This is a genomic window from Rhodococcus sp. DMF-1, assembly GCF_021441945.1.
Classification (GTDB): domain Bacteria; phylum Actinomycetota; class Actinomycetes; order Mycobacteriales; family Mycobacteriaceae; genus Rhodococcus; species Rhodococcus ruber.
On record NZ_CP090442.1, the window covers coordinates 3,077,367 to 3,094,539 of the forward strand.

18 protein-coding genes and 1 riboswitch are annotated in these 17,173 nt (G+C 72.3%); of the genes, 7 read left to right on the forward strand and 11 right to left on the reverse strand.

The genetic code is table 11. From position 1 onward, the window contains the following. Positions 1-8: 8 nt before the first annotated feature. Complete coding sequence (locus LZP97_RS14050) at positions 9-812, forward strand: exodeoxyribonuclease III (RefSeq protein WP_010592231.1); 804 nt, start codon at positions 9-11, stop codon at positions 810-812. Positions 813-835: 23 nt separating this feature from the next. Here the strand turns inward: LZP97_RS14050 and LZP97_RS14055 are convergent, their stop codons facing one another. Further along, positions 836-1,186, reverse strand: coding sequence for a GNAT family N-acetyltransferase (locus LZP97_RS14055; protein WP_010592232.1), 351 nt, complete (start codon positions 1,184-1,186; stop codon positions 836-838). A gap of 211 nt (positions 1,187-1,397) precedes the next feature. Between LZP97_RS14055 and thiD the strand changes: the two genes are divergently transcribed. Next, a complete protein-coding gene (thiD, locus tag LZP97_RS14060) occupies positions 1,398-2,240 on the forward strand; it encodes a bifunctional hydroxymethylpyrimidine kinase/phosphomethylpyrimidine kinase (RefSeq protein WP_010592233.1) in 843 nt (280 codons plus the stop codon). Here the strand turns inward: thiD and LZP97_RS14065 are convergent. The 8 genes from LZP97_RS14065 to thiO form a co-directional block, all read right to left on the reverse strand. Then, positions 2,212-3,036, reverse strand: a complete 825-nt coding sequence (locus tag LZP97_RS14065) for an adenylate/guanylate cyclase domain-containing protein (protein ID WP_026137894.1) — start codon at positions 3,034-3,036, stop codon at positions 2,212-2,214. The genes thiD and LZP97_RS14065 overlap by 29 nt on opposite strands. Beyond that, positions 3,029-4,489, reverse strand: a complete 1,461-nt coding sequence (locus LZP97_RS14070; RefSeq protein ID WP_201027040.1) for a M20/M25/M40 family metallo-hydrolase — start codon at positions 4,487-4,489, stop codon at positions 3,029-3,031. Before LZP97_RS14070 ends, LZP97_RS14065 begins: the two co-directional genes overlap by 8 nt. A 13-nt stretch (positions 4,490-4,502) precedes the next feature. Then, positions 4,503-5,312, reverse strand: coding sequence for an ABC transporter permease (locus tag LZP97_RS14075; RefSeq protein ID WP_234574686.1), 810 nt, complete (start codon positions 5,310-5,312; stop codon positions 4,503-4,505). Next, a complete protein-coding gene (locus tag LZP97_RS14080) occupies positions 5,309-6,253 on the reverse strand; it encodes an ABC transporter ATP-binding protein (RefSeq protein ID WP_029539854.1) in 945 nt (314 codons plus the stop codon). The genes LZP97_RS14075 and LZP97_RS14080 overlap by 4 nt, the downstream gene beginning before the upstream one ends. Positions 6,254-6,474: 221 nt before the next feature. Further along, on the reverse strand, positions 6,475-7,104 hold the full coding sequence (locus LZP97_RS14085; protein WP_059174347.1) for an antibiotic biosynthesis monooxygenase: 630 nt from the start codon (positions 7,102-7,104) through the stop codon (positions 6,475-6,477). Between the two features lie 289 nt (positions 7,105-7,393). Further along, on the reverse strand, positions 7,394-8,188 hold the full coding sequence (locus tag LZP97_RS14090) for a thiazole synthase (protein WP_010592239.1): 795 nt from the start codon (positions 8,186-8,188) through the stop codon (positions 7,394-7,396). Next, positions 8,181-8,396, reverse strand: coding sequence for a sulfur carrier protein ThiS (gene thiS / locus LZP97_RS14095; RefSeq protein ID WP_010592240.1), 216 nt, complete (start codon positions 8,394-8,396; stop codon positions 8,181-8,183). Before thiS ends, LZP97_RS14090 begins: the two co-directional genes overlap by 8 nt. A 5-nt stretch (positions 8,397-8,401) precedes the next feature. After that, positions 8,402-9,469, reverse strand: coding sequence for a glycine oxidase ThiO (gene thiO, locus LZP97_RS14100; RefSeq protein WP_010592241.1), 1,068 nt, complete (start codon positions 9,467-9,469; stop codon positions 8,402-8,404). Further along, positions 9,458-9,570, reverse strand: a riboswitch (TPP riboswitch). It overlaps the preceding gene by 12 nt. Before the next feature lie 26 nt (positions 9,571-9,596). Here thiO and thiE point away from each other — a divergent pair. Next, positions 9,597-10,286 (forward strand): thiamine phosphate synthase, encoded by a 690-nt coding sequence (thiE, locus tag LZP97_RS14105; protein ID WP_010592242.1) that lies wholly within the window; start codon positions 9,597-9,599, stop codon positions 10,284-10,286. Positions 10,287-10,352: 66 nt separating this feature from the next. Here the strand turns inward: thiE and LZP97_RS14110 are convergent, their stop codons facing one another. Next, positions 10,353-11,204: an NUDIX hydrolase gene (locus LZP97_RS14110; protein WP_010592243.1), complete on the reverse strand. Its 852-nt coding sequence runs from the start codon at positions 11,202-11,204 to the stop codon at positions 10,353-10,355. Between the two features lie 128 nt (positions 11,205-11,332). Between LZP97_RS14110 and LZP97_RS14115 the strand changes: the two genes are divergently transcribed. After that, positions 11,333-12,691 (forward strand): hypothetical protein, encoded by a 1,359-nt coding sequence (locus tag LZP97_RS14115; protein WP_234574688.1) that lies wholly within the window; start codon positions 11,333-11,335, stop codon positions 12,689-12,691. Further along, the gene (locus LZP97_RS14120; RefSeq protein WP_010592245.1) at positions 12,688-13,653 is read left to right on the forward strand and encodes a glutamate ABC transporter substrate-binding protein; all 966 of its coding nucleotides are present in this window, start codon (positions 12,688-12,690) and stop codon (positions 13,651-13,653) included. The genes LZP97_RS14115 and LZP97_RS14120 overlap by 4 nt, the downstream gene beginning before the upstream one ends. On the opposite strand, the gene LZP97_RS27480 is transcribed toward LZP97_RS14120, so the two are convergent. Continuing rightward, positions 13,650-14,015: a hypothetical protein gene (locus LZP97_RS27480; protein ID WP_442792834.1), complete on the reverse strand. Its 366-nt coding sequence runs from the start codon at positions 14,013-14,015 to the stop codon at positions 13,650-13,652. The genes LZP97_RS14120 and LZP97_RS27480 overlap by 4 nt on opposite strands. On the opposite strand from LZP97_RS27480, the gene LZP97_RS14125 reads away from it, so the two are divergent. Together LZP97_RS14125 and LZP97_RS14130 are read left to right on the forward strand one after the other, a co-directional pair. Beyond that, positions 14,005-16,095, forward strand: coding sequence for a tetratricopeptide repeat protein (locus LZP97_RS14125; protein ID WP_442792835.1), 2,091 nt, complete (start codon positions 14,005-14,007; stop codon positions 16,093-16,095). The two genes, LZP97_RS27480 and LZP97_RS14125, sit on opposite strands and share 11 nt — an antisense overlap. A gap of 163 nt (positions 16,096-16,258) precedes the next feature. Continuing rightward, entirely contained in the window at positions 16,259-17,128 is an 870-nt protein-coding gene (locus LZP97_RS14130; RefSeq protein WP_234574691.1) for an endonuclease domain-containing protein, read from the forward strand. Positions 17,129-17,173 lie beyond the last annotated feature (45 nt).

Sequence of the window (17,173 nt, forward strand, 5' to 3'; positions counted from 1 at the left end):
GTGGGACCGTGCGTCTTGCTACCTGGAACGTGAACTCCGTCCGTGCCCGTGCCGACCGGATCCTTGACTGGTTGCAGCGGTCGGGCACCGATGTGCTCGCCATGCAGGAGACCAAGTGCAAGGACGAGCAGTTTCCGTACGAGCGGTTCGAAGAGCTCGGCTACCGGGTCGCACACGTCGGGCTCTCCCAGTGGAACGGCGTGGCCATCGCCTCCCGCATCGGTCTCGACGACGTGCAGATCGGGTTCGAGGACCAGCCCGGATTCACCAAGGACCCGGACGCCGACCCGGCGCAGGAGGCCCGGGCGATCGGCGCGACGTGCGGCGGGGTGCGGGTGTGGAGCCTGTACGTGCCCAACGGCCGCGAACTGGCCGATCCCCACTACGTCTACAAGCTCGAGTGGCTCGCGAAGCTGCGCGCCGACGCCCAGGCCTGGCTCGCCGCCGACCCGCAGACGCAGATCGCGCTCGTCGGCGACTGGAACATCGCGCCCACCGACGAGGATGTGTGGGATCCGGCGTTCTTCGAGGGGAAGACCCACACGTCGGAGCCGGAACGGGAGGCGTTCCGCGCGTTCCTCGACAGCGGCTTCACCGATGTGGTGCGCCCGCACGCCCCGGGCCCGGGGGTGTACACCTACTGGGACTACACCCAGCTCCGATTCCCGAAGCGTCAGGGCATGCGGATCGACTTCGTCCTCGGTTCCCCGGCGCTCGCGGCGCGTGTGGCCGGCGCGGAGATCGACCGCAACGAGCGCAAGGGCAAGGGGGCGAGCGACCACGCGCCGGTCGTCGTCGACCTCGCGGACTGAGACGTCCGGTCCCCGGCCCGGCGTCAGCGACGACCGGCGGCCGGCTCGAGGGGCAGCACGACGTCCCGATACTCGGGGTGGGCGGTGAGGAAGCGCTGCACATAGGTGCACACGGGACGGACCCGCCAGCCCCGCTCGCGCGCGAGATCCAGGGAGCGGCCCACGAGAACGCCCGCGAGCCCGCGGTGCCCGAAGTCCTCGACGATGACGGTGTGCAGGAAGTCGACGACGGGATGGTTGCGTCCGGGCACGCCGGAGGGACGATCCGTGTCGAAGTACCCGAGGATCCCGACAAGATCCCCGTTCAGGCGTAGCTCGAAGCGGTTCTGATCCTTGTTGTCGGTCACCTCGGTGCGCGGCGAGTTGACGAGCATGATCCCCTCCGTGGTGCCGTAACCGAACTGTGACCTACGCCACTATAGAGCATGCAGGGTGCATCTGCCGAGACGTGTGAGACAAAACTGGACGTTGCCCCGGGACGGTGCCGCGCCGGTGTGGCAGCGCACATCGGCGGCCGCACGCGCGGCCGGGATCCGAGCCGGGGGGCCGGGCCGGCAATCGGACCGGATCGGTAGGGTCGCAGCCGTGAAGCTGCTGCCCCTGCCCCCGAAGGGCCGAACCCCGGTCCGTGCCCTCACCATCGCCGGCACCGATTCGGGGGGTGGGGCCGGGATCCAGGCCGACTCGCGCACCATGGCGATGTGCGGCGTGCACGCCTGCGTCGCCGTCGCGGCCGTGACCGTGCAGAACTCCGTGGGCGTCAGCGGCTTTCACGAGATCCCGCCCGAGACGGTGGCCGCGCAGGTGCGCTGCGTGGTGGAGGACATCGGGGTCTCGGGCGCCAAGACCGGCATGCTCGCCTCCACCGGGATCATCGAGGCGGTCGCCGCGGTGTGCACCGAGGTCGGCATCGGCCGGGACCGGCCGGTACCGCTCGTGGTCGACCCGGTGTGCGCGTCGATGCACGGCGATCCCCTGCTGCACGCGGAGGCCCTCGACGCGGTGCGGCACACCCTGATCCCGCAGGCCACCGTGGTCACGCCGAACCTCGACGAGGTGCGGCTGATCACCGGTATCGAGGTCGTCGACGACGCTTCCGCGCGGCGCGCCGCCGAGGCGCTGCACGACCTCGGCGCCCAGTGGGCCGTCGTCAAGGGCGGGCACCTGCGCACCTCCGAGGTCAGCACCGACCTGCTGTTCGACGGGGATCGTTTTCTCGAGTTCACCAGTCCCCGCATCGACACCGGCAACGACCACGGCGGCGGCGACACGCTCGCCGCGGCGATCGCGTCGGCCCTGGCCCACGGGTGGTCGGTGCCCGACGCCGTCGCGTTCGGCAAGGAGTGGGTCACCCGGTGCCTCGAGTGGTCGTACGACCTCGGCGCCGGGCACGGCCCGGTCAACCCCCTGTGGCGACTGCAGTCCTGACCCGCCAGATCCCGAGTTCGGGCGGCACACCCTTGGGGGCCGAGGTGAACAGCCCACGCCGATGCGAGCGCACCTCGAGACCGAGCGCGTCGACCGCGCCGGGCGGCAAGGCGTCGAGCGTCGCGGACGACACCACCACGTGCCCGTTCCCGGCGAGCTCCATCATGCGGGCCGCGACGGTGACATCGACGCCCAGCCAGTCGCTGCCGATCCGCCGGGGCAGGCCGGTGTGAGCGCCGACCCGGATCCGTGGCCGGTAGCCGTCCACGGTCACCTCGGTCAGGGCGGCGCGGGCCGCGAAGATCGCTTCCAGCGCCCGTTCCGGCCGGTCGAACACCACCATCAGACCGTCGCCGAGCCGTTTGACGATGGTGCCGCCACGGTCGGTGAACGCCGGCTCCAGTGCCCAGGCGACGCGCCGCAGCAGGTCGAGGGTGGCGACGTCGCCCGCGGCGAGGGACCACGTCGAGAATCCCACGAGGTCGGTGAAGACCACGGTGACCTCCCGGTCGCCGCGCCCGGCGCCGGTGCGTTCGAGCAGCGCCTGCCACGCCTGCAGCACGCCGAAGCCGAGTTCGTGCACCGCGCTCGGCTCGTCGACGTCTCGCCACCTCCCGGCCAGCCGCGCGACCGCCTGCGGCCCGCTGGTCCCCGCCGTGGACAACGGATCGCCGAAGCCGGGGTCGCCGGGCAGGGTGCGTCGCAGCCGCCGGGCCAGCCGGACCAGTTCGGGCCGCCGGTCGACGGCCGCGAATCGGTCCACGAGGCGACGACCGAACCCCGGTGTCTCATCCATCGGATCGGACCTCGGTGCGTTGCGGTCCGACCGGAACCCCGTCCGGTCCCGTGACGGCCCGCGCATACGTGCCGACCCCGTATCCGACGGCCGAGGCGGCGACGGCGAGTGCCGCCCGGTCGATGTTCGCGAGCGTGTCCTGCGGGCTGTGGTAGTTCGGGTCGAACGGTTCCTCGCCCGTGCCGCCCCACTTCTGCGCCTGCTCCGGGGTCTTGCGGTCGTCGGCACCGGAGAACACACCGCCCGCGGGGATGCCCGCGTCCACGAACGGCCCGTAGTCGGAGCGCCCGTCGAAATCGGTTCCGTCGGCGGCGATGCCGCGCGAGGTCAGGTAGGCCAGGAACGTGCGCTCGATGCCCGCCGAGCCCTCCGGTCCCGGACCGGTGCCCACCGCGTCGGAGTCGTCGCCGTCGTAGACGAGGTATCCCGGATTGGGCGAGCCGAGCATGTCGAAGTTCAGGTACAGGGCGATGTCCTCGCGGCCGGCGTCGTCCAGGGAGGCCACGTAGTCGGTGGAGCCGACCAGCCCGACCTCCTCGGCGCCCCAGAACGCGAACCGCACCGCGTTGGTGACGCCCGGTTCGCTGCCGAGTTGCAGCGCCGTCTCGAGCACCGCAGCGACGCCGGTGCCGTTGTCGTTGACGCCCGGGCCCTCCGGGACGCTGTCGAGGTGGGCGCCGACGACGACCACGTCGTCGGTCGAGCCCGTGGCGGTCTGCGCGAGCACGTTGCGCGAGCGCACGCTCTCGATGCGGGTGTCGAGGAGGAGGGTCACGGTGGCGGGGGCAGCGGCGAGCGCGCGGCCGTCGGCGCCGCTGATCCCCGCGGCGGGCACGCGGTCGTCGCCCTCCTCGCCGAGCGTCGCGCCGGTGAGCGCACCGTCCTCGTTGTTGGCGACGAGGAGCGCCGCCGCCCCCCGTTCCGCAGCGACCTGCTGCTTGACGGAGAACGGGCACACCCCGCGGGTGACGAGCACGACGGCACCGGAGACGTCGAGCCCCTCGTAGTCGGAGGCCTCGCACCCGGGCGTGTCGTCGGCGGGCACCGGCACGAGGCGGGCGGTGAGCCCGTCCGAACCGGTCGACGGCGAGAACTCGAGGGCCCGGACCGGCACCGGCGCGCCGGCGACGGTCAGGGTCTCGGCCTCGACGTCGAAACTGCGGACGTCGAACTCCGGGGTCTGCACGTCGAATCCGGCGTCGCGCAGCCGGCCGGCGACGTAGTCCACGCTCGCGTCGTAGCCGGCGGTGCCCACGGCGCGGTTGCCGTCGTGCTCGGTGGCGATGCGGTCGAGTTCGGTGAGATGCCCGACCACCGCATCGATTCCCACGGCCTGCGCCAGCGCGGCCGGATCCACCGGTGGTGGCGGCGGTGGCTCCTCCGAACATGCCGCCGCCAGCAGCACGATCGCTGCGGCGACGCCCCCGGCCCGTACCCGCGCTCCCCGGTTCATCCGCCGAGGATACTCACGCGTCGCGCCGGTTCACCACGACCAGCGCGGCCGCGAACACCACGGCGACGAACACCGCGAAGTACACCAGCGAACCCCACGGTCCCCAGTGGAAGTCGATGCCCTGATCGCTGCCGAGGAAGTGGTTGGCATTGGCGAACGGCAGGAAGGGCTGCACCTGCCGGCCGAACGAACCGAACAAGGTGAACAGCGACTCGATCAGCAGCGGCCACAGCAACAGCAGCGCGATGGTGCCGGCGGACTGGCGCAGCAGCGCCCCGACGGCGACGGCGAGCACTGCGCACAGCAGCGCGTAGATCGAGACGCCGTAGATCGACCGCCAGGCCTCGTCGCCCTCGAGGACGAGTTCCCGCCCGGCCTCCGGGCCCGCGAGGGCCTTGGCGAGGGCGAACGACGCGAGCGCCAGCACGCCGGTGAGCACCGCGCCGAACAGCCCGATCAGCAGCGCCTTGACGACGAGCACGACGCTGCGGTTCGGCATCGCCTGGAACGTGGTGCGGATGACCCCGAACCGGTACTCGCTCGTCACCGACAGCGCCGCGAGGATCATCAGCACGAGCACGCCGAAGCCGGCGACGCCGCTGACCGCGACGTCCACGGTCGGGTAGAACCGGCCCATCTCGTCGTCGACGGACATGCTCGCTTTGGAGGCGGCGCCGAGGATCGCCGCGAGGCCCAGGCCGAGCGCGACGATCACGACGGTGCACCACCACGGCGACTGGGTGGAGGTGAGTTTGATCCGTTCCGCCTTGACGGTGTCCACGGCCACGCTCGCCGCCCCGGTGTTGTCGACGGCCACGCTCATCGCAGCTCCCCCTTCATCGGCTGCACGGCCGGGTCTCCGGCCACGGCTCCCTGGTACTCCACGTCGTCTCCGGTCAGTTTCATGAACGCCTCCTCGAGCGAGGCGTTCCGGCTCGCCAGCTCGTGCAGCACGACCGAGTGCGCGGCGGCGAGCTCCCCGACCTGCGCGGTGGTGACGCCGCTGACGATCAGCGCGCCGTCGTCGTCCCGGACGGCGTGGCCCTGCCCGGCCAGTGCCGTGCGGAGGGTGTCGAGCTGCGGGCTGCGCACCCGCACCGTCGCCTCCGACGCCCGCTCGACGAACTCCGCGACGGACGTGTCCGCGATGAGCCGGCCCCGGCCGATCACCAGCAGATGGTCCGCGGTCTGCGCCATCTCCGACAGCAGGTGGCTCGACACGAGCACGGTGCGCCCCTCCGCCGCGAGGGCCTGCATGAATCGGCGGATCCACACGATGCCCTCGGGGTCGAGGCCGTTGACGGGCTCGTCGAACAACAGCACCTTCGGATCCCCGAGCAGCGCGCCGGCCAGTCCCAGCCGCTGCGACATGCCGAGCGAGAAGCCGCCCGCGCGCTTGTCGGCCACCTCGGTCAGGCCGACGAGCGCGAGCACCTCCTCGACCCGCGAGTTCGGCAGCCCGTTGGATGCGGCGAGCCAGCGCAGGTGGGCCCGCGCCGACCGGTTCGGGTGCACCCAGCGCGCATCCAGCAAGGCACCGACGGTCCGCAGCGGCCGCTTCAGCTGCCGGTAGGGGACGCCGCCGATCAGCGCGGTCCCGGCGGTGGGCCGGTCGAGGCCGAGGATCATCCGCATCGTCGTGGATTTCCCGGCACCGTTGGGGCCGAGGAATCCGGTGACGATCCCCGGCCGGACCGTGAACGTCACGTCGTCGACGGCGACGGTGGAACCGAAGGTCTTCGTCAGTCCGGTCACTTCGATCATGACCCACAGCCTGCCCGATTCGGCCGGATCGCGCCGCGCGGGGTCGTCCTCCGCCCCGACACTCACCCACCGCCACGGTTCAGCAGGCGCGAGTCCCACCCGCGACCGCGCAGGTCCGTCCGGACCGAAGACCCCGCACCGCGCTCACTCCGGCCAGGGCGACATTTCGGCCGGCGACGAGACTTCGCCGGATCGAGGACGACCGGTCCCGAGCCTGCGGTTCACACCGTCTCGGGGACGTGCAGGTGCGCGATGGCGAGCTCGAATTCGCAGGTGTCGAGTATCTCCGCGCCCGCCTCGCGAGTCACTGCGGCCCGGATACCGTCGAGGCGTTCCCTGTGGCGTTCGATCGCCTCGGCGCTGTCGAACGTCACGGACGACACCCCGCGGCCGGATGCGCGGTCGATCATCAGGCTGGCGCTGCAGAACCCGTCGAGTTCCTCCAGCTCGGGCAGTGCGCCCATCTTCCACAGGTCGACGCCGCGGTCCATGTGCGCCGGGTCGGTCTCGACCCACGTGACCCGGCACCAGGCCCCGCGATCCGAACGGTGGTCGCGATGCACGACGGCGATCTCCCACCGCGACACCTCTGTGGTGCCGTGGAAGATCCTGGCCGCGTCGTCACGGAGCATGCGCACCGGGTCCTCGCTGGCGCGCATCGAGTCCTCGTCCCGCCACGAACTGGTCGCGATGCACCGGCCCGTGCCGCGATCGATGAGCAGGGACATGCCGAGGCAGCCCTCGATGTCTGCCAGCGTGGGCATCACGGTGTCGCGTACGTGCCGGATCCCGGCGTCGATGTACGACGGATGCGCGTGAATTGTGGTCGAGCGTGCGAACACGATCGGCACCCTTCTCCTCAGGGCGGTGCCGACGCGGCGCCGCCGGTCGTTGTCGTCCCCCCGGGTTTCACCTTGCTCCCCCGATCCGCTGGAGGCAATAGACGGGCGTGCGCCGGCATTGCGGGGCGACCGGTTTCGCACGACCTTCGTCCGCCGCCGCTGCCGCCCTGCGAGCGCGGGCAGTGCCCCCCCGTGCACGACCGTTCTCCGCCCTCGACGAGGCCGGGGGTGCCGCGACGCGTGCGGCACCACCGGGTCCGTCGAGAAACCGACCGTCACCGCCTCACATCCGGTCGCCTCAGGGTTCGAGCGGCGACGAGGCCTGCGCCCAGAACCGCTTCGGGATGCGGCCCGCGTGCCGGGCCCGGAAGCCCGCCTCGACGGCGTGGCGCATCGCCGACGCCATGAGCGCCGGGTCCTTCGCCCGGGTCACCGCGGTCGCCAGCAGCACCGCGTCGCACCCGAGTTCCATCGCGAGCGCGGCGTCGGACGCGGTACCGATGCCCGCGTCGAGGATCACCGGCACCCCGGCGGCCTCGACGATCATCTCGATGTGGTGCGGGTTGGAGATGCCCAGCCCCGTGCCGATGGGCGAGCCGAGCGGCATCACGGCGGCACAGCCGACGTCCTCGAGCCGTCGCGCCAGCACCGGATCGTCGTTGGTGTAGGGCAGCACGACGAACCCGTCGTCGACGAGTTGTTCGGCGGCCGAGACGAGTTCGATCGCGTCGGGCAGCAGCGTGCGTTCGTCGGCGACGACCTCGAGCTTGACCCAGTCCGTCCCGAGCGCCTCGCGACCGAGTTGCGCGGTGAGCACCGCCTCGGCGGCGCCGCGGCAGCCGGCGGTGTTGGGCAGCGGCGCGATGTCGAGGCGGCGCAGCAGATCGAGCACGCCGGTCCCGGACGCCGCGTCCACCCGGCGCATCGCCACGGTGGTCAGTTCGGTGCCGGAGGCGACGAGGGCCTCCTCGAGCACGGCGAGATTCGCGGCCCCACCGGTGCCGGTGATCAGCCGCGAGGCGAAGCTGCGTCCGGCGATCGTCAGGGGCGGCAGGTCGTGGCCGGGGTCGTGGCCGGGGTTGCGCTCAGCCACCCTGCACCGCCGTCAGCACCTCGATCTGCCAGCCCTTCTCGACGCGCTCGGACCACCGTCCCCGGGGGAAGAGGGCACCGTCCACGGCGACGGCGACCCCCCGGTCGGGGAGGCCGAGTCCGCTCAGCAGCTCGGCCATCGTCGGCGCCTGGGCGAACCAGCGCTCCTCCCCATTGACCGTGACTCCCACCGTCGGCGCACCGTTCATCACACTCACTCCTCGGTAAATCGTTGCGGATCAGCATATTTCGCCACAGCAAGTGGTTCGTCCGCGAGCTCCGCGACCACCGCGTCCGCCGTGACCGGGGTCAGCAGCACGCCGTTGCGGCCGTGCCCGGTCGCGGCGATCACCCGCTCGGACAGCCGGCCGATCAGCGGCAGGTTGTCCGGGCTCACGGGTCGCAGCCCCGCACTCGCCTCGTACAGCTCGTACTCGCCGATCGCCGGGAACAGCGCCTCGGCGTCGGCGATGAGATCCCGCACCCCCGCGACGGTGACCTGCGTGTCGTCGGCCTCGTACTGGGTTGCGCCGACGACGAGTCCGTCCGCGCGCGGCACCAGGTACGCGGGCCGGCCGTGCACGCTGCCGCGGACCGTCCGGTGCGGGGCGGGAGCCGCGCCCGGCCGGGTCCGCAGCCGCAGGATCTCCCCCTTGACCGGCCGCACCGGCAGGCCCGGCCACAACCGCGCCGAGGCGGCACCGGCCGCGAGCACGACCCGGTCGGCGTCCAGTTCGGTGACGTCACGCACCGGCTCGTCGACGAAGCTGACGCCGGCCCCGGCGGCAGCCCGTCGCAGCGCGTCGACGAGGACCCGGTTGTCCACGGCCAGCTCGTCCGGGGCCAGCAGACCCAGACGGATGCGCGGCCCCAGCGACGGCTCGAGTTCGCGCACCTCGGCGCGGCCGAGCACGCGCATCTCGTGCCCCTGCGCCGACACCCACTCGGCGATCGTGCGCAGGTCGGCGGCGTCGGCCGCGTCCAGCGCGACGGTCAGCGAGGCGGTGGAGGTGAACAGGTCGAGGCCGGTCTCCCGGAGCAGTTCGGCACCGAACGCCGGCCAGCGGGCCAGCGACGCGGCACCCAGCTCGAGGACGTGTTCCTCACCCGGCCAGCCCTCCGACAACGGTGCGAGCATCCCCCCGGCCACCCACGACGCCCCCGCTCCCGGGGACGGGTCGTGCACGGTCACGGTCCAGCCGGCCCGGGCCGTGCGCCAGGCGATCGACAGCCCGATCACGCCTCCGCCGACGACGGATACGGTTCCCAACAGTTCGTCCACCTCACTCCCTGCGCCGGCATGATCCGGTTCAGGTGCTGACGGTCGGGGCCGGCAGGCCCCCTCTCAGCCCCGCGATCCCCGGGACTCCCGTGTCGATTCGTTCAGAGCAGAGACTACCGTCTCCGCCGTGACTACCTACCGCGGCAACCGTCCCGCCCCCCGGGAACGCCTCGCGCAGGCCCGGCTCTACCTGTGCACCGACGCCCGTCGCGACACCGGCGACCTGGCCCGATTCGTCGAGGAGGCACTCGCGGGCGGTGTCGACATCGTCCAGCTCCGCGACAAGGGCTCGGCAGGCGAGAAGAAGTTCGGCCCGCTCGAGGCCCGCGAGGAGCTCGAGGCGCTCGAGGTGCTCGCCGCCGCCTGCCACCGGCACGGGGCCCTGCTGGCCGTCAACGACCGCGCCGACATCGCCCTGGCCGCCGGCGCCGACATCCTGCACCTCGGGCAGGGCGACCTGCCCGTGCGGTACGCCCGGCAGGTCCTCGGCGACGACGTGGTGATCGGCCGCTCCACCGCCAGCCGGGCCCAGGCCAGCCTGGCCGACATCGAGGACGGCGTCGACTATTTCGCCAACGGACCGGTGTGGGAGACCCCCACCAAGCCGGGCCGCACCGCAGCGGGCCTCGAAGTGCTGCGGGAGGTGGCCCGGTCGCAGCCGCGGCGGCCGTGGTTCGCCATCGGCGGCATCGATGCCGAGCGGCTGCCCGAGGTGCTCGACGCCGGCGCCACCCGCATCGCGGTGGTCCGCGCCATCACCGCGGCACCGAATCCGCGGACCGCGGCGGCCGCGCTGAGGGCCGCGCTGCCCCGCTGACGGTCCGTCACAGCCGGCCGCGCACCCGCGGCGGCCGCACTGGCGGCGCCGCCCGCTGACGGTCCGTCACAGCCAGTCGAGCACCGTCGACGGCGCCAGGGTCGGCACATCCCCGGGCAGCCGGGCGCGCAGTCCCCGGTCGGCCGTCACCACCACGGTGAGCACCTGGTCCAGGACCGCCGACGTGCCCTTCGCCAGGACGGCCAGTTCGTCGTCTCCGCTGCCGGCGGCGGTGTGCACCAGCGTGCGGTCGTCGTCGATCACCGCCGCGCGGGCCTGCCCCTCGAGGACCGCCTCGATGCGGCTCACCCAGCCGAACGAGCCGCCGGGCAGCTCGACGGTGCGGGGCACCGACTCCGCCAGCTCCGCGAGCAGTCGCGCGGTGGCGCCCGGCCGGTCACGCCACCAGCCGTTCGGCCGCGCGCCGAGGACGTTGGCCGTGTCGAGCAGCATCCGCACCGCCCGGGTCCGCAGGTCCGGCCAGGCGGCCGCGAACCCGGAGTGCAGGGGCATGGTCTCGACGTCCGCCTCCGGCACCCAGCGCAGTTCGGTGCTCTCCCCGTTGAGGGTCGTCTCCATCGGGCTCGGGGTGTCCGCGACGACCGTGGTGTACGTCCATCCTCCGTCGACGCCGGAGGTGACCCGCTCGGTGCGCACGCTCACGGCAGCCGGGTCGATCCCGGTCTCCTCCTCGGCTTCCCGTACAGCCGCGACGACGGGACTCTCGTCGCTGTCGCGGGCGCCGCCGGGCAGCGCCCACGTGCCGCCCTGGTGGCTCCACGCCGCGCGGTGCTGCAGCAACACGGCCGGGGTGCCGTCGGGCAGCGGTGCACGCAGCAGCAGCCCGGCCGCGCCGAATCTGCCCCACCGGCGACCACCGTCGGGTCCGACGGCCCAGCCGTCCCCGTCACCTCGCATCGCGTCCGCCTCCCTGCCGCCCGGTCGCAGGCCGCGAGCCGGGCGTCCACCGTCCTCGGACGGCAACAACATCCCAGTACTGCTTATATGCTCGCCACACACAGTGCCACATCGGAAGGGGTGCTCTCGTGGACGTGCGCGTGACCCCCACGCTCGGCGCGGTCGGGGGTCGCCTCCAGCGCGGCGACGTGTCCGGTCCCGTCGTCGACCACGACCGCCGCGCCGACGACTGGCGCGCCCTGCTCCGATCCACCCCCGTCGCACTCTTCACGCTCGGCGCCCTGCTGCTGATCCTCCTCATCGTCTCCGGCATCGTCGCAGGTCAGACCGTGACGAGCCGGCAGGCCACGCACAGTCGGCTGCTCACCTCCGTCGAACCCCTCGCCGACGCCGCCCAGAGTCTCTACAGTGCCCTGTCCGTCGCGGACGCGGCCGCCGCCACCGGCTTCATCGCGGGCGGTATCGAACCCGAGGAGGTGCGGGAACGCTACACCCAGGCCGTCGGCGAGGCGTCCACCCAGCTCGTCGCCGCGGCCGGCGGAATCGCCGCGGACGACAGGGTGGGCGCCCGGTTGGTGGCGGACATCGCCGGTCGGCTCACCGTCTACACCGGCCTGGTGGAGACGGCTCGTGCGAACAACCGCGTCGGAAACCCCGTGGGCGCCGCCTACCTGGGCGAGGCCTCGCACCTGATGCAGTCCGAACTGCTGCCGATGGCGCAGGAACTGTACGAACGCAGCTCGTCCGCCGTCACGTCCACCCAGCGTGCGGCCGTGCAGCCGCCGTGGACGTCGATCGGGATGCTGCTGGTGACGGTCGTCGCGCTGACCGGCGTGCACGTGATCGTCTCGCGGATCAGCCGCCGCACCCTGAACCTCGGTCTGCTCGCGGCCATCGCCTCGACGGGGATCCTGCTGTGCTGGCTCCTCGTTGCGGGACTGATCTCGTCGAGCGCCACCCGGAACGCCGTCGAGCGCGGCGGCGAACCGCTCGGGGTCTTCACCGACAGCCGGATCCTCGCCCAGCAGGCCCGGACCGCCGAGACGCTGCAGCTGGTCCGGCGGGACGTCACCGGCGAATACGACGCGATGTTCGACGGCAGCATGGACCGTCTCGACGAGTTGCTCACCGGCTCCGCGACGGCCGACGTGGAGACCCAGGCCGAACCCGCCGGCCGCGCCGCCGAAGCGCGCACGGCCTGGCTGGCATCGCACGACCGCGTGCAGGCGGCGCTCGACCGGGGCGACTACCCGGCTGCCGCGATCCTCGCCACCGGCCCCGGGCCCGACGAGGCGGCGGCCCAGTTCCACGCCGTCGACCGCGCCCTCGAACGGGGCATCGACCTCGCGCGCGCCGAACTCCGCGGCAACGAAGTCCGCGCCGCGGACACGCTGTCCGCGCTCGCACCGGCCGCGTGGGTGCTGACCGTGCTCGCGGGGATCGGCGTCGTGGGAGGACTGGCGCCACGGATCCGGGAGTACCTGTGAACATCCGCAACGCCCTCCTCGCCGCCGTCGTCGCCGCGGCCGTCCTCACCGGTGGGTGCGCGACGTCGCAGCCGGAGATCGTCGTCGGCCCCGACGTGTCCTACACCGAGCCGCCGCTGCCGGAGCGCGCCGCACTCGCGCCCACCGACGTGCCGATCCCCCCGGAGCCGGACTGCGGCGACCCGACCGCCGGGCTGCGTCCCGACGGGGCGACGACCGGGCCCGCCCTCGATGCGATCCGGGCGCGCGGGCGCCTCGTCGTCGGGCTCGACACCGGCAGCAACCTGATGAGTTTCCGCGACCCCTCGACCGGCCGGATCGCCGGGTTCGACGTGGACATCGCCCGCGAGATCGCCCGGGATCTGCTCGGCAGCCCGGACCTGCTCGACTTCCGGATCCTGAACTCCGCGGACCGGGAACAGGCCCTGCAGGATTCCACCGTCGACATCGTCGCGAAGACGATGACGATCACGTGCGCCCGACGTGAACGCGTCGACTTCTCGACGGTGTACTTCGTCGCCCAGCAGCGTGTCCTGGTGGTCCAGGGCTCCGACGTCCGGGACGTCGCCGATCTCGCCGGCCGGCGGGTGTGTGTCGTGCGCGGCACGACGTCGCTGATGCGTCTGCGGCAACTGCAGCCGTCCGCGGCGATCCTGACGGTCCCGTCGTGGGCGGACTGTCTCGTCGTGCTGCAGCAGCGCCAGGTCGACGCCGTCAGCACCGACGACACGATCCTCGCCGGGCTCGCCTCCCAGGACCCGTACCTGGAACTGGTGGGGGCGCCGATCGGAACCGAGCCCTACGGCATCGGGATCGCGCAGGGCCGTGAGGATCTGGTGCGGTTCGTCAACGGCACCCTGGAGCGGATCCGTCGGGACGGCACGTGGACGCAGATCTACAACCGCTGGCTCACCGTCCTGGGGCCCGCCCCGGCGCCGCCGCCCCCGACGTACGTGGACTAGAGAGAACGCATGTCCGACACCGACGACGACACCGGACCGGCGACAGCGCCCGCGGCACCCCCGGATTCCGGTCCGGCCACTGCACCGGCGGCCCCGCCGGAGTCCGGTCCGGCGACCGCACCGAGCGCCGGTCCGGGAACGGCACCGAGCATCGGTCCGGGAACGGCACCGAGCATCGGTCCGGAAACAGCACCGAGCATCGGTCCGGAAACAGCACCGAGCATCGGTCCGGAAACAGCACCGAGCATCGGTCCGGAAACACAGCGCAGCCGCCAGGCGAGCGTGCCGTCGCAGCGGTCGTCCTCGCGCCGCTCCCGGTCGCGGCTGCCGTCGCGGCGACGTCTCGCAGGTATGGTCGACATCCCCGTCCCGACCCCCGTCGATCCCGAGTCCGTCGTCCTGCGCGACCCGCATGTCGCCGAGGGCAAACGGTTCTGCTGGAAGTGCGGCAAGCCGGTCGGCCGCAGCACCCCCAACGGACCGGGCGCGACGTCGGGCCGATGCCCTTCGTGCGGAACCCCGTTCGAGTTCACTCCGATGCTCGCGGTCGGCGACGTCGTCGGCGGACAGTACGTCGTGCAGGGCTGTCTCGCCCATGGTGGTCTCGGCTGGATCTACCTGGCGATCGACCGGAACGTCAGCGATCGCTGGGTGGTCCTGAAGGGTCTGCTGCACTCGGGAGACGCCGAGGCGCAGGCCGTCGCGCTGGCCGAGAAGCAGTTCCTCGCCGAGGTGACGCATCCGAGCATCGTGAAGATCTTCAACTTCGTCGAACACCCTCGCCCCGACGGCAGCCCGATGGGCTACATCGTCATGGAATACGTCGGCGGGCACTCGCTGCGCGAGGTGCTCGACACCTGCCCCAAGCCCGCGCGGATGCCCGTCGAGCAGGCCGTCGCGTACGTCCTCGAGATCATGCCGGCGCTGAGCTATCTGCATTCGGTCGGGCTCGTCTACAACGACCTCAAGCCCGAGAACATCATGGTCACCGAGGAGCAACTCAAGCTCATCGATCTCGGTGCCGTCACCGGAATCGAGGACTACGGCTACCTGTACGGCACGCCGGGCTACCAGGCCCCGGAGATCGTGCGCACCGGCCCGACCGTGGCGTCCGACATCTACACCGTCGGCCGGACCCTCGCCGTGCTGACCCTCGACATGCCGTGGAAGCAGGGGCGTCCGGCCGACGGCCTCCCCACGCCGGCCGAGGCGCCGCTGCTGGCGGAGTACGAGTCCTACCACCGGCTGCTGCTGCGGGCCACCGATTCCGATCCGCAGCGGCGGTTCGAGTCGGCCGACGAGATGGCGAGCCAGCTGACCGGTGTCCTGCGCGAGATCCTGTCGCAGCAGACCGGCGAGGAGCATCCGGGGCTGTCGTCGGTGTTCAGCCGGCAGCGGACGACGTTCGGCACGGACGAGGCCGTCGGGCGCACGGATTCGATCGTCGACGGTGTCGAACGGGACGAGAACCTCGCGGCGCGTGATGTGGCGGCGGCGTTGCCCGTTCCGCTGCTCGACCCGCTCGATCCGAGCGCGGCACTGTTGGCGGCGGCGGTGCACAGCGAACCTCAGCAGACCCTCGACGCGCTGCGCCACGCGCGCGACAACGGCATCGAGCGCGTCGTCGGCACGGCCGACGTCTCGTTCTCCCGGGAGATCACCCTCGCCGAGGTCCGCGCCCATCTCGACCTCGGGCACGGCGTGCGCGCCACCGAGATCCTGGGCAAGCTCGAACGTGACCTGGGAGCGGACTGGCGCATCGACTGGTACGCCGGTCTCGCCGAGTTGATCAACGGCGAATACGAGTCCGCCTTCGGCAGATTCGAGAAGGTGCTCGCCGCGACGCCCGGCGAGGCCGCACCCAAGCTCGCCCTGGCGGCCACGGCCGAACTCATCCTGCAGCATTGGGAGAGCGACGATCCCGGTGCCTGGCGCGCGTTCTGCGAGAACTACTACCGCGCCGTGTGGCGCACCGACCACAACGTGGTGAGTGCCGCGTTCGGTCTGGCGCGGCAACTCACCCTCCGCGGCGAGCGGGCAGCCGCGATCGCCGCTCTCGACCAGGTGCCGCCGAGTTCCCGGCACCACGCCGTCGCCCGGATGACGACCGTGCTGATCCTGCTGCACGACCGTCCGGTCGAGGAGATCGAGGAGGCCGACCTGCGCGAGGCCGCGCGGCGGGTGGCGACGTTGTCGCCCGAGGAGGGACGGCTTCTGCAGATGCACACCCTGGTGCTCTCGATCGCTCTCGACTGGGTCCGCGCCGGGCACTCGGCACGGCGCGAATCGGACCCGATTCTCGACGTCCCGTTCGACGAGAGGGGTCTTCGCAGCGGTACCGAGACCGGTCTGCGGGACCTGGCCCGCAACGCGCCGACGCGCGCCCACCGCTTCACGCTCGTCGACCTGGCCAACGCCATCCGCCCCCGCAGCCTGCTGTGAGCGAGCGGGCGGATCTCGCGGCATCGGCCGAGTGGCCTCGACGACAACCTCCCGCTCGGCGCGGGGGTCGCCCGATCACCGTCCCTGTGGACAACTCCGAAGTTGTCCACAGTCCGGCGAGGTGGGTTCCGCAACGGCCGGACGCCCTGCATCGTGTGCGTCCGTGCATTCCTTCGACGCTCCCTTCCGGGGCACCGAGGCTATCGCGTCCGGTGCGCTGACCGCCTACGAGTTGCGGCACGGATTCGTCCGCCTGCACCGCGATGTTTACGTGCGGCGAGGTGTCGCGCCTACGGCACGCAACAGGGCCCGGGCGGCGTGGTTGTGGTCGGCGGGCAGGGGAACGCTCGCCGGACTGTCGGCCGCGGCGCTGCACGGGACGAAGTGGATCGACGGCTCCGCCCCGGCGGAGCTGCTTCGGGCCGGTCACGTGCGTGCGCCCTCCGGCATCGTCGTCCGGCAAGGCATCCCGGACGACGACGAATTGTGCCGCGTGGACGGAATGACGGTGACAAGTCCGGCGCGGACGGGCTTCGATCTCGGCCGCACTGCGAAAGGGGACCGTGCTGTCGAACTCCTCGACGCCTTGTGTCACGCCACCGGTGTGAAGCCTGCGGAGATCCGCGAGCTCGCCTGCCGGCACGCGGGAGCGCGTGGGGTGTCCGCATTGCGTCAGGTGCTCGAGTTCGTCGACGGCGGCGCCGAGTCCCCGCCCGAGACACGGACGCGCCTGCTGCTCGTGCGCGGCGGGCTTCCTGTTCCCGAGACCCAGATCCACGTCCGTGCCGCGGACGGACGACTGCTCGCCCGCGCCGACCTGGGGTGGCGATCCTGGCGGGTTCTCGTCGAGTACGACGGCGGACACCACTGGACGGACCCCGCCCAGCGCACCCGGGACATCGACCGGTACGCGCTGCTCGAGTCCGCGGGACGGCGGGTCGTCCGAGTCGACGCTCGACTGCTCGCCGAGCGCCCGGACGTCGTGCTCGAGCGAGTACGGGCGGCGTTGCGGGCGGCCGGCGCCCGGTGGTGAGGAAGCGAGCGGGAGGATCTCGCGGCATCGGCCGAGTGGCCTCGA

Coding starts and splice junctions, on each gene's coding strand:
- LZP97_RS14065 (WP_026137894.1), bottom strand. CDS start 3,036: ATGGATGAGACACCGGGGTTCGGTCGTCGCCTCGTGGACCGATTCGCG.
- LZP97_RS14070 (WP_201027040.1), bottom strand. CDS start 4,489: ATGAACCGGGGAGCGCGGGTACGGGCCGGGGGCGTCGCCGCAGCGATC.
- LZP97_RS14080 (WP_029539854.1), bottom strand. CDS start 6,253: ATGATCGAAGTGACCGGACTGACGAAGACCTTCGGTTCCACCGTCGCC.
- LZP97_RS14125 (WP_442792835.1), top strand. CDS start 14,005: ATGGTCGACATCCCCGTCCCGACCCCCGTCGATCCCGAGTCCGTCGTC.
- LZP97_RS14075 (WP_234574686.1), bottom strand. CDS start 5,312: ATGAGCGTGGCCGTCGACAACACCGGGGCGGCGAGCGTGGCCGTGGAC.
- LZP97_RS27480 (WP_442792834.1), bottom strand. CDS start 14,015: ATGTCGACCATACCTGCGAGACGTCGCCGCGACGGCAGCCGCGACCGG.
- LZP97_RS14055 (WP_010592232.1), bottom strand. CDS start 1,186: ATGCTCGTCAACTCGCCGCGCACCGAGGTGACCGACAACAAGGATCAG.
- LZP97_RS14110 (WP_010592243.1), bottom strand. CDS start 11,204: ATGCGAGGTGACGGGGACGGCTGGGCCGTCGGACCCGACGGTGGTCGC.
- thiS (WP_010592240.1), bottom strand. CDS start 8,396: ATGAACGGTGCGCCGACGGTGGGAGTCACGGTCAATGGGGAGGAGCGC.